The organism is Chryseobacterium sp. II3a (assembly GCF_057815135.1).
This window is the reverse complement of the sequence record NZ_JBYPZJ010000007.1, coordinates 129,828-142,244: the sequence shown is the minus strand read 5'-3', so window position 1 is coordinate 142,244 and position 12,417 is coordinate 129,828. Positions and strand designations below refer to the sequence as shown.

The 12,417-nt window shown below is 36.5% G+C and carries 11 protein-coding genes; 1 reads left to right on the top strand and 10 read right to left on the bottom strand.

Going from position 1 to position 12,417, the window contains the following annotated elements; all coding sequences use genetic code 11:
• Positions 1–63: 63 nt before the first annotated feature.
• On the top strand, positions 64–1,203 hold the full coding sequence (locus AC3HD6_RS17020) for an aminotransferase class I/II-fold pyridoxal phosphate-dependent enzyme (RefSeq protein ID WP_488897411.1): 1,140 nt from the start codon (positions 64–66) through the stop codon (positions 1,201–1,203).
• A 223-nt stretch (positions 1,204–1,426) separates the two neighbouring features.
• Here the strand turns inward: AC3HD6_RS17020 and AC3HD6_RS17015 are convergent, their stop codons facing one another.
• From AC3HD6_RS17015 to pdhA, 10 genes are all read right to left on the bottom strand, one after another.
• Complete coding sequence (locus AC3HD6_RS17015; protein WP_488897410.1) at positions 1,427–4,153, bottom strand: sodium-translocating pyrophosphatase; 2,727 nt, start codon at positions 4,151–4,153, stop codon at positions 1,427–1,429.
• Between the two features lie 374 nt (positions 4,154–4,527).
• On the bottom strand, positions 4,528–5,139 hold the full coding sequence (locus AC3HD6_RS17010) for an inorganic pyrophosphatase (RefSeq protein ID WP_488897409.1): 612 nt from the start codon (positions 5,137–5,139) through the stop codon (positions 4,528–4,530).
• A gap of 17 nt (positions 5,140–5,156) precedes the next feature.
• Positions 5,157–5,669 (bottom strand): DUF7935 family protein, encoded by a 513-nt coding sequence (locus AC3HD6_RS17005; RefSeq protein WP_066699697.1) that lies wholly within the window; start codon positions 5,667–5,669, stop codon positions 5,157–5,159.
• A gap of 37 nt (positions 5,670–5,706) precedes the next feature.
• Positions 5,707–6,639 (bottom strand): phytanoyl-CoA dioxygenase family protein, encoded by a 933-nt coding sequence (locus tag AC3HD6_RS17000; RefSeq protein ID WP_488897408.1) that lies wholly within the window; start codon positions 6,637–6,639, stop codon positions 5,707–5,709.
• A gap of 71 nt (positions 6,640–6,710) precedes the next feature.
• The gene (locus AC3HD6_RS16995) at positions 6,711–7,625 is read right to left on the bottom strand and encodes a hypothetical protein (RefSeq protein WP_488897407.1); all 915 of its coding nucleotides are present in this window, start codon (positions 7,623–7,625) and stop codon (positions 6,711–6,713) included.
• Entirely contained in the window at positions 7,622–8,299 is a 678-nt protein-coding gene (gene radC, locus AC3HD6_RS16990; RefSeq protein WP_488897406.1) for a RadC family protein, read from the bottom strand. The genes AC3HD6_RS16995 and radC overlap by 4 nt, the downstream gene beginning before the upstream one ends.
• Positions 8,300–8,321: 22 nt before the next feature.
• Positions 8,322–8,900 carry a murein L,D-transpeptidase catalytic domain-containing protein gene (locus AC3HD6_RS16985; protein ID WP_488897405.1) on the bottom strand — a complete coding sequence of 193 codons (579 nt, stop codon included), beginning with the start codon at positions 8,898–8,900 and terminating at the stop codon, positions 8,322–8,324.
• 13 nt (positions 8,901–8,913) lie between these two features.
• Positions 8,914–9,582: an ABC transporter ATP-binding protein gene (locus AC3HD6_RS16980; RefSeq protein ID WP_068943088.1), complete on the bottom strand. Its 669-nt coding sequence runs from the start codon at positions 9,580–9,582 to the stop codon at positions 8,914–8,916.
• A 112-nt stretch (positions 9,583–9,694) separates the two neighbouring features.
• The gene (locus AC3HD6_RS16975; RefSeq protein WP_488897404.1) at positions 9,695–11,290 is read right to left on the bottom strand and encodes a dihydrolipoamide acetyltransferase family protein; all 1,596 of its coding nucleotides are present in this window, start codon (positions 11,288–11,290) and stop codon (positions 9,695–9,697) included.
• Positions 11,291–11,398: 108 nt separating this feature from the next.
• Positions 11,399–12,400, bottom strand: coding sequence for a pyruvate dehydrogenase (acetyl-transferring) E1 component subunit alpha (pdhA, locus tag AC3HD6_RS16970; RefSeq protein WP_160138323.1), 1,002 nt, complete (start codon positions 12,398–12,400; stop codon positions 11,399–11,401).
• Positions 12,401–12,417: the final 17 nt, after the last annotated feature.

Genomic DNA, 12,417 nt, shown 5'->3' with positions numbered 1-12,417 from the left:
TTTAAAAACATATATTACATACGATATCAATTTTTTATTATTTTTGATTAAAATACAAAATAGATGAAAGAAATTGATAGATTTACTCATTATTCATTTTTCACAGAAATGTCTGAACTCGCCTTAAAGTATGGAAGCTTCGATCTTTCATTGGGCCTGCCGGATTTTGATATTGATGAACGTCTTAATTTTTTTTTAAAAGAAGCCGCAAATCTCGGCACCCATCATTATGAACCTCTTGCAGGAAATCCTTTATTAATTGAAAATATCATTCTTTTTAACAGCAAACGGAAAAACAGTATTTCTTTACAGGTAAATGAAGTAACCGTTGTACCCTGTGCAACCTTTGCTTTACATACTGCACTTAAATCTATTTTAAATCAAGGAGATGAAGTGATTATTATCCAGCCTTCATATTATACTTATGCCCCTTCCGTGGTGATGAATGGGGGCATTCCTATTTATTACGACCTGAGTTATGACTTCACCGTCAATTGGGATCAGTTTAAGTCCTGTATTTCTGAAAAAACCAAAGCTATTATCATCAATTCACCACAAAATCCAACCGGAAAAATCTGGAATAAGGATGATTGGAAACAATTGTATGACTTAATAAACCATCAGGAAATTTATTTGATTTCAGAAGAGATTTATGATACTTATTGCTATGACGAAGCAGAACATTACAGTTCATTTATCCATGCTGAGCTTAGAAACAGGACATTCTGTATTTTCTCATTTGGGAAAATGTTTCATACTTCAGGGTGGAAAGTAAGTTATATGCTGGCATCAGAAGACCTTACAGCTTTATTCAGAAAGTATCAGCAATATATTTCCTACAGTGCCAATGCTCCTGCTCAATATGCCCTAGCAAAGTATCTGGAAGTATTTGATCCGTGTAAAAATAAAAGAATCATGCAGAAAAAACGTGATATTTTCAATGAATTGCTAAAGGAAACCCCATTACACATCGAACAAAAAACTGAGGGTAGTGTTTTCCAGATTGTCAATTTCAGAAATGTATCCCAGAAGATGACTGATGTAGAATTTTCAAAATGGCTAACGATTGATAAAAGGGTCGCCTGCCTTCCACTTTCTGCGTTTTATAATTCCAAAGACAATTCAGATTATATTCGCTTCAGCTTTGCTAAAAAGGATGAAGTGATCATCCGGGCACTGGAACATCTTAAAAAAAATCTATAATAAACCAGCTTTTTTAGGTTGAACATATCCCAGGGATACAAGGATTCTTAGTAAAGGACACAAGATATTTTAGCCACGAATACAAAAATAAAAATCATTCGCGCATTTGTGGCAAATAAAATAATCGTGTATTAAAAGGCAGGTTGTAATGACTTAAATCCTTATCCAAAAAACATAAAAAAAGCATCGCCAATGCGATGCTTTACTATTATCTATATTGACTTTAGAGAGACAGCACCCTTACATCAATTCTTCTGTTTTTGGCCTTACATTCGTCAGTATCATTGGCTTCACAAATCGGATGCTGGGAACCATATCCCTCTGCTTCTATCCTATCAGCCGATACTCCTAATTCCAACAGCTTAAGTTTTGCAGTTTGTGCTCTCAGATTAGATAATTTCTGATTGCTTTCTTCATTACCGCTATTGTCAGTGTAGCCGCCTAATTTTATTTTCAGATCAGGATAAGCATTCAGAATTTCTGCCAGGTTATTCAGCTGCAACTCATATCCTGCTTTCAGATCACTTGACCCTGTTTCAAAATAAAGATTTTCAATCGTATACCATTTATTAGGATCCATGATTGCCTTATCTTTTTGATTCACTGAGTTATATAACTGATATAACTGGCTGGTTTCACCTAATTCTATTGTTTTTCCACCTTTCAGTTTTATTTTTTGCAGATTCCCGGTTTCGTATACAAAGTCTCCACTTTCGTTAAGATGACCTTTCACCTCACCCGGAACAACCGGAACTTTAAGGCCTGAAGAAGTTGCAGCAACTCCTGAAATTCCTGTTAAACTTTCAATTTTCGCCTTTCTATTAGCTTCAATTTTATCTTTATGTATCACTGCTAAAGTAGGTGCAATTACTAATGAAACAATCGACATCAACTTAATCAAAATATTCATTGATGGACCTGAAGTATCTTTAAACGGATCTCCTACTGTATCTCCAGTTACAGAAGCTTTATGAGGTTCTGAACCTTTGTAGTAGGTCTGGCCATTAATATCAACTCCTTTTTCAAATGATTTTTTAGCATTATCCCAGGCTCCTCCAGCATTATTCTGAAACATCCCCATCAATACACCACTTACCGTAGCTCCTGCAAGGAAACCTCCCAGCACCTCAGGTCCAAAGATAAACCCAATTAATAATGGTGAAATAATGGCAATAGCTCCTGGCAGCATCATTTTTCGGATGGATGCATCGGTAGAAATCGCTACACATTTTTCGTATTCCGGCTGGGCTTTTCCTTCTAAGATTCCTGGAATCTCACGGAATTGCCTTCTTACTTCTTCTACCATGGCCATAGCAGCCTGTCCAACAGCGGTAATGGCTAATGAAGAGAATATAAATGGAATCATCCCGCCTACAAAGAGACCTGCTAGAACATCTGCTCTGTAGATATCAATACCATCAATACCTGCGATTCCAACAAAAGCTGCAAACAGTGCTAATGCCGTTAATGCTGCAGAAGCAATAGCAAATCCTTTTCCTGTAGCAGCAGTTGTATTTCCTACAGCATCCAGAATATCTGTTTTTTCACGAACTTCTTTAGGAAGTTCACTCATCTCAGCAATACCTCCGGCATTATCTGCAATTGGACCAAAAGCATCAATTGCTAATTGCATCGCTGTAGTAGCCATCATTCCGGCAGCAGCAATCGCTACCCCATACAATCCGGCACATAGATAAGATCCGTAGATTCCTCCTGCCAATACAATGATCGGAAGTAATGTGGATTCCATTCCGACAGAAAGTCCGCCGATAATATTGGTAGCGTGTCCGGTTGAAGACTGTCTCACAATACTGGAAACCGGTCTCTTCCCCATAGTAGTATAATATTCTGTGATAATACTCATCAGAGTTCCTACAACCAACCCTACCATGATGGCACCAAATACACCCATTTTGGTAAATTCATGACCTCTTAGGATCATTTTTTCAGGAAGAAGATATGTTACTAGAAAATAAGAGGCTATTGCTGTAATCACAATACTGCCCCAGTTCCCTAAATTCAAGGCATTTTGTACACTGGAAGTAGATGAACCTTCATTATCATTAATTTTCACAAATAAAGTTCCTATCATTGAAAAGATAATCCCTGTTCCTGCAATCAGCATAGGTAGAAGAATCGGCGCAAAACCTCCAAATGAATCATCAGAAATGGTTTCTCTTCCCAATACCATTGTTGCCAATACAGTCGCTACATAAGATCCAAAAAGGTCTGCTCCCATCCCTGCAACATCTCCTACATTGTCACCTACATTGTCTGCAATGGTTGCCGGGTTTCTTGGGTCATCCTCTGGAATTCCAGCCTCTACTTTTCCCACTAAGTCAGCGCCAACATCAGCTGCTTTTGTATAAATACCACCACCGACTCTTGCAAAAAGAGCAATAGATTCTGCGCCAAGGGAAAATCCGGTAAGAATTTCTATGGTTGTTTCCATTTCATGAGAATCTACTGCAGCTTCCGGTGCAAAAATCTGTTTAATAATTAAAAACAAGGCTCCTAATCCTAATACAGCAAGTCCTGCTACTCCCATTCCCATTACGGAACCTCCCGTAAAAGAAACTTTAAGTGCTCTAGATAAGGAAGTTCTTGCAGCCTCCGCAGTCCTTACATTGGCTTTGGTTGCAATTTTCATCCCTATAAAACCAGCAGTAGCTGAAAAAATGGCGCCTACTACAAAAGCAATTCCAATACTCCAATGTGAGTTGGCATTACTTGATCCCATCACTGCCAAAAGAATGGCCACAACGACGACAAAATAGGTTAAGATTTTATATTCGGCCTTTAAAAAAGCCATTGCACCATCAGCAATATGTCCGCTGATTATTTTCATTTTTTCATTTCCAGCATTCTGTTTACTTACCCAGTTGCTTTGAAGAAATGTATAGAGCAAAGCGATGACACCAAAAATTGGCACTAACATAAATAGATCCATAGTTTAATATTTTTTTGGTAATAGAAAAATAAATATAATAAATAATTATCACCAAAGCATTAAAAAAAACATGGACTTTTCATTACCACACAAAAGAATCTTATCTATCAATGATCATTTTTCTGAAAATACTGCAGCCTGAAAATTGATACAAAAGCTTATGGAATCACGCCTGAATGATTTTAATTTGTAAACCATTAAGGTTTATTAAGGTTTTAAAAGCAGTAAGGAAAGTAGTAAAAAATGTCAAAGTTGGGCCAGTCTTTTATATTAAAGACTTCAATTACTTGCTTTTACCAGCCTCAGCTTCTTATCTAACAAAAAAGGATAAACAGTTTCCCGTTTATCCTTTTGTATTATTACATCAGAGAATCTTATCCTCCGAATTTATCTGCATAATCTGTTTGAGAAGCTTTAATCACTTTTCTTGCATGCTCAGCACCGTAAACTTCCTGGATTCTGCATTTTGCAGGCTCATCCGGTAAGTTTTTATAAGTTAGGAAATAGTGCATCAATCTTTTTACTTCTGCTTCCGGTAACTCAGTAATATCTCTGAAATGTCCGAAAGCATGGTCATTGATCATTACTGCTACAATTTTATCATCTGCTTCTCCACCGTCAATCATTTTGAAACCACCGATTGGAATAGCTTCCATCAATAAACCTCCAGCGTGGATATTGTGAGAACTTAAAACACAAATATCAAGCGGGTCATGATCTCCCATTGTCACATCATCAGCTCCAGATTCTACTGCTAATCTCATTACTTCTTTATCACAATATGTTCTTGGAACAAAACCATATAAAGCGGGAATGATGTTAGAGAATTTCTGAGGCCTGTCTACTTTTAAATATCCTGTTTCTTTATCTACTTCATATTTAATAGTATCTGAAGGAACAATCTCCACAAATACATTTACAACATTTGGCGCATCTTCTCCTGCAGAAATTCCGTGCCATGGATGTGCTTTAAAATTTGGAATCATTATTTATCTGTTATTTTTTAAGTTATTATTAAAATTTCTTTTCTTAAATCTTCTATCGTTTCAGCAACATAATCATTGCTTTCCATATAGTTCATAATGAAGATGGTTTTGAACTCATCCAACTTCACTTCACCTTTCAATCCGTCATAGGTCTTATGAAGAAGATCTATAATGGCATTTTTAGAGTCTACGATATTTTTCCAGGAGTTTTTTGTTACATAAAGCTGTTGAGAAGAATTGTATTCAAACTCTTCATTGATCGCTTTTTCGGTAAGGAAAATAAACTCATGAACTGCCAGTCCTTTATCAAATCGCTGAATGAGGTTAGAAGGCTTTATTCTGTCCAGAAACAAAGTCATTCTCTCGTAAGAATGGGCTTTATTCTCCGAATTCGACTTCACGGTAAGTAATTTGAGTTCCTGGTTTTTAAGGGTAATATACGAGTGTACAAATTGTCTCAGCAAAACCAGAAAAGGAATTGCAATAATCAATGCAAATGCATAGGGTAAATATCCTGAAAGACTCGTCATAATTTTATGACTGCAAAATTACTAATATTTTCTGATATTACAGTTCAAATAATGCAGGTCTTTGTGTAACTTCATGGTAGCAAACACTGTTTTCATCAAAAAAGTGGTATACCAGGCTTTTTCGGGTTCTGTTTTTATCAGTATGCGGCTCTCCGCCGTGAAGAATATTGGCATGCCAGATCAGCATATCTCCTTTTTTAGCTCTAAAAACTTCTTTTTTCAATCCCAATTCTTTGACCTTATCTTCCAGAAACTCTTCGTAAGCTTTATAACTTTTCTTTCCTATTTTTAAAGCTGTTCCTTCGTTATCATAGTCAGAGTTGAGAAAATAGGGTAATTTATGACTTCCCGGAATATAATGTAATGCTCCATTATTCTCATCCACATCTTCCAAAGCAATCCATACTCCTAAAAGCCCTCCCAATGGGAATGTTGTCATATGAATACTATCTGAATGGGTTTTCTGCTGACTTCCATTTATAAAATTGATACTTTGAAATAGTTTCGCTTTGCCATCTAATAAAACTGACAGAAACTCCAGCAGGTTTTTATCGCTGCCTATATTTCTAATAATTTCAGAATGATGAATAGCAAACATGAGTTTTCCACCATAACGGAATTTTAAAGTTCCGTCTTTCATCAGCTTTTCAATCTCAATATTGATATTTTCTGCGGTTTCCGGGCTGATAAAATTTCTCAGGATCATATACCCGTTGTCATCATAACGAAGAGCACTTTCTTTATTTTCTTCCGATAAATTGTTAAAAAAAGCAGTGGATGAAAGCTTCTCTTCAGCAATACTCCTTTCTGTCTGAGGAAGATGGGCAAAATCTTTACTTGAAATACTCGAAAAGTAACGCTTGTTGATCCCGTACTTTTTATATAATGGAATATTATGCTTTAATTTACTTTTTTTAAAGAAATTATAAAGCATATAGGATAATTTATAATGACGAATTTGCTGTAACATAATGGCTATTGTAAGTTGTATAAAGGTACGGAATTATACTAAATTAGAACCAATCTAAACAATGCTTTTTATCATTTAAAAATCCTTCCTTTTAAAAGTAATGATCCTAATTTTTTAAACAGATCTTTCTTGGAACGTTCTATGATCCCATAAGGTTTCAGCTCTGGGCGGAATCCTCTGAAAAACTCTTCAATATTTGGAATATCACCTCCTTCAAAGTCAAAAATATGATTCTCAATCGTTTCTTTAATTTTCCTGTCAATCAATAGAGAAGCCCCGGATAATTTTACATATTCTTTATCACTGAAATTTCCCAAAAGTGCAACCATACCACAATCCGAATATGTAGCAATAGCATTGATCATTTTGCCATGATAATAAAAAGCTAAAAAGCTTACATACTTCAAACGATAAGATGTTTCATAAATCTCCATAAAACCAGCCAGATCATCTTCTTTGCTCAGTCCTACAATATTGGCTTCTATAAAAGGTTTCACTTCATCATAAGAAACAGTTCTTACTTCTGAATGTTTCAAGACTTCTTCATCCAATCTTAGTTTTCTCTTTCTTTTAGGCGAATATCTGGCATATACTTTCTCATATGTATCAGGATAAATGAGAAAGTTTTTCTTCATTCTGAATTTTGTGCGAAGCTCATTCCCGTCATTAAAAGGATAAGCTCTTATCAGATAGTGGTTTTCCAGATACGCTAGAAACTGTTCGTTAAGGTTGACATCATCTTTACCCGAAAAAACTCCCAATTGCTGGCAAAGTTTAGGATTATGAACGATTTTCACTCCATATTTTTTCACAAAAGGAACAGGCATTACAGCTTCATAATCCTTATATACGAGTATCTCCCATTGCTTAGGAGCTGTAGTATCTAAAAAGTCTTTTGTAGCAGAGTATTTTCTTTGCTCAGAATTTTCTAAACATTGAGAATATTTTACAAAATCAATTTCATGGTATTTCAATCTTCTAATCATAATATTCCTGTGTCCGAAAAACTAAAATATGAATTTTGTGTAATGATAATATGGTCTAGAAGCTGAATGTTCAATACTTTTCCAGCTTCTTTTATTTTTTGTGTAATCGTAATATCTTCTTTGCTTGGTTTCAGGCTTCCTGAAGGATGATTGTGGGCAACAATTACTCCTGTTGAAAAATGTTCAAGGGCAGTTCGAAACAAAACTCTTACATCTACAATAGACTGGCTGATTCCGCCTTGTGTCAATTGTGAAGTGTATATTACTTTATTGCTGTTATTAAGAAAAATAGCCCAAAATTCTTCAGTTCGTAGATCCGACAGCTGATTTCTCAGAATTGAATAAGCATCATTACTGTTCCCAATAACAGAACGTTCCGGGATTTCCTGTCCTGCTCTTCTTCTCCCGATTTCTAACGCTGTAATGATAGAAATAGCTTTAGCCTCTCCTATTCCTTTGAATTTCATCAGATCTTGAACAGAAAGTAAACTTAGCTGATGCCAATTATTGTTTACAGATGCTAAAATTTTTCTAGCCAGTTCTACCACACTCTCTTCTCTGTTGCCACTTCCCATAATAATGGCTAGAAGCTCAGAATCGGAAAGTGCATTCTTACCTTTTTGCAAGAACTTCTCCCGTGGTCTATCGTCTTCTGCCAGAAATTTTAAGGACATGGAGTGGATTATTAATTATAAATTAGTAGAAAGTATATAGGATAATCGGTTTCTCTGATTGGTCTATATATTTTGCTGTTTCTTTAAAAGCTTTAATGGAAAGCATAGGACAGCCCAGACTCAAACATGCTGGTTTTTCAGACTCTACATCGGGAACACTGCTAAAAGAATGAAGAACAATAGCTCTTTGCATGGCATTATCATTGGTAGGATCCAGCCCTTTTAAGCGGTAGGCTTTTCCAAATTGCCCCATATAGCTTCCTCCAATAGCATATTTTCCAAGAGAAGATTGATAAGATCCTTCAATATTACTGAACTTCAAAGCCGTTGATCCTGAAATTACAGATCCTGAACCATGAGCAACAATAGCCTTTTGTACTATTTTATTATTTTTCAGGTCGTAAATAAAATAACGATATTTTCCTGATGGAATTTTAAAATTAATAAAAATGGCAAGGTCCTGATTATAGGCTTTATCTTTAATAAAACTTTTAATTTCTAAAATTTTGGATTGAGGAACTCCCAACACCTCTGCCTGCTGCGATTTAGCTTTTGAGCAGGAAACTAAAAGTATAAAAAGAAAGATAAAGTGTTTCATCATGTGTGTCAGAAATTTATTCTATAATCATCCCATCTTTCATTACGAGCTTACGATCAGTAATTTCAGCAAGATTCGGGTTGTGGGTAACGATCACAAAGGTTTGATTATACTTATCTCTAAGATCAAAAAACAACCTGTGAAGATCATCCGCATTTTTTGAATCCAGGTTTCCCGTAGGCTCATCAGCAAAGATAATTTTCGGTGAATTGATTAAAGCTCTTGCAACGGCTACCCTTTGCGCTTCTCCACCGGAAAGCTGATTGGGTTTATGATTCAATCGTTGTTCAATTTTAAGATCTTCAAATAAAGCGTAGGCTTTTTCAAGAGCTTCTCTTTCATTAGCTCCTGCAATTTTAGTAGGAAGCAGTACATTTTCCAAAGCGGTAAACTCCGGAAGCAGCTGGTGAAACTGAAATACAAAACCAATATTCTGATTTCTGAATTTTGATAACTGTTTATCAGTCATGTTGATAAATGACTCTCCTGCAATCTCAATTTCAGTGTCATATTTCCCAGATTGAGTAGGATGATCCAACGTTCCTAAAATCTGCAGCAATGTTGATTTACCTGCACCAGATTCCCCTACAATAGAAACTACTTCTCCTACTTTGATGTGAATATCAACTCCTTTCAGTACTTCTAAATTCCCATAAGATTTATGGATATTTCTCGCTTTAATCATGATTCAAAAATAGTAACATATTGTCGATTTTACAACAGGTTATATCAACAATATTGATTTTAAAACAAAAAAACCTCCCGATGGGGAGGTTTCATTATTTTTATTCTAGAAATTACAGTAACAAAGTTAATGGATTTTCTAAATAAGTTCTTAATGTCTGTAAGAATTGTGCGCCTGTAGCACCATCTACTACTCTGTGGTCACATGCTAATGAAAGCTTCATTGTGTTACCTACTACAATCTGACCGTTCTTAACGATTGGTTTCTCAATAATAGCTCCTACTGAAAGGATAGCAGAGTTAGGTTGGTTGATGATACTTGTAAATGTCTCAATTCCGAACATTCCAAGGTTTGAAATAGAGAATGTAGATCCTTCCATTTCGTTAGCCTTAAGCCCCTTGTTCTTAGCTCTTGATGCCATATCTTTTACAGCGGCAGAGATCTGAGTGTAAGACATCTGATCTGTATTCTTCAATACAGGAACTACTAATCCGTCAGGAATAGCTACCGCTACTCCAACGTTGATATTTCCTCTGTGAATGATCTTATCTCCAGCCCAGCTTGAGTTCACTTGCGGGTGTTTTCTTAAAGCAATGGCTGTTGCTTTAATGATCATATCATTGAATGAAATCTTTGTATCTGGAATAGAGTTGATCTCTTTTCTAGCTTCGATCGCTTTATCCATGTTGATTTCAACCATCAGATAGTAGTGAGGAGCAGAGAATTTACTTTCAGAAAGACGTTTCGCGATAACGTTTCTTACCTGAGAGTTTGGAGTTTCTGTATCTTCTCCTTGTACGAAACTTACAGCAACCTGAGCAGCAGCACTTGCAGCCGGAGCTGAAGCAGCTGGTTTTGCAGCTGGCTGATAGTTTTCAATATCTTTTTTAACGATTCTTCCATTTTCTCCTGAACCTTGAACACTGTTGATGTCAACTCCTTTGTCCTGAGCCATTTTCTTAGCTAATGGAGAGATGGCCACTCTGTCAGAAGATGAAGTGTTAGCAGCCGGAGCAGCTTTTTCTTCAGTTTTAGCTTCTGTCTTTTGTTCAGCTGGTTTTTCTGATGCCTGAGCTGCAGCTTTAGGAGCTCCTACTGCTGAAACGTCTGTTCCTGCAGGGCCAATAATAGCCAATACAGAGTCAACTGGAGCGGCATCCCCTTCTTCTACCCCTTGCTTCAATAGCACTCCATTGAATTCAGATTCGAAATCCTGTACTGCTTTATCTGTTTCAATTTCAGCTAGAAGATCACCTTCTTTTACTGTATCTCCAACATTTTTGTGCCATTTAGCAACCTTACCTTCTGTCATTGTATCAGAAAGTCTTGGCATTGTAATAATTTCTACTCCTGCAGGAACTTCTGCTGAAGCAGTTTCCACAGCTTCTGCTTTAGGTTCTTCTGATTTTTTTTCTTCAGAATCTGCTTTGGGAGCAGCAGCCCCACCCGTTAATCCTGAAATATCTTCTCCTTCATTACCAATAATTGCTAAAACAGAGTCTACAGCAGCTGCAGCACCTTCTTCTACACCAACGTATAAAAGAGTACCTTCTATTTCAGATTCGAAATCCTGAACAGCTTTGTCAGTTTCAATTTCAGCTAAAATATCTCCTTCCTTTACTTTATCTCCTACTTTTTTATGCCATTTCGCCACTTTACCTTCCGTCATAGTATCGGAAAGGCGGGGCATCGTAATTACTTCTGCCATAATTTATTTTAATTTGAAAATTTAGCAATCTGAAAATTTGAAAATTAAAAAAGGACATACTCTATCACATTTTCAAGTTCTCAAATTGTCAAATTAACTCATTATCTTTTAGTTTTCTAATTTGTCTAAGAATGGATAATCTTCCTGAGCATACACATACTCATAGATTTTCTCAGCATCCGGATATGGAGAATTCTCCATAAATTCGATACACTCTTCAACGAAATCTCTTGATTTATTATCCATAGCTTCCAATTCAGCTTCTGTAGCCCAACCGTTTTCAAGAATTCTGTGTTTTACCAATTCGATTGGGTCATCATTCTTGTGAACAGCTACTTCTTCTTTAGATCTGTATGGCTCGGCATCAGACATAGAGTGTCCTCTGTAACGGTAAGTTCTTGCCTCGATAAATGTAGGTCCGTCTCCTCTTCTTGCTCTTTCGATAGCTTCGTAAGCTGCTTCAGCTACTTTTACAGGGTCCATTGCATCTACAGCAAGACAAGGCATTTCGTATCCTAATCCTAGTTTATAGATATCTTCGTGGTTAGCTGTTCTTTTTACAGATGTTCCCATTGCGTATTGGTTATTTTCTACCACAAATACTACAGGAAGTTTCCAGTTCATCGCCATGTTGAATGTTTCATGTAATGAACCTTGTCTTGCAGCACCATCTCCGAAGAAACAGATATTTACAGCTTTTCTGTCAAAATATTTATCTGCAAAAGCAATACCTGCTCCCAAAGGAATTTGCCCTCCAACAATACCATGACCTCCGTAGAAACGGTGCTCTTTGCTGAAAATGTGCATAGATCCACCCATACCTCCGGATGTACCTGTAGCTTTACCACAAAGCTCAGCCATGATTCTCTTAGGGTCTACTCCCATCGCCATTGGATGGATGTGACATCTGTAAGCAGTAATCATACTGTCTTTTGTAAGATCCATTGCATGTGTAAATCCGGCAGGGATTGCTTCCTGGCCATTATACAAATGTAAAAATCCTCTGATCTTTTGTTTTAGGTAAAGAGAACGGCATTTGTCTTCAAACCTTCTCCACATTGTCATATCTTCATACCACTTCAGGTATACCTCTTTAGAAAATTCTTTCATGTGTTAGCTCTTGCTTT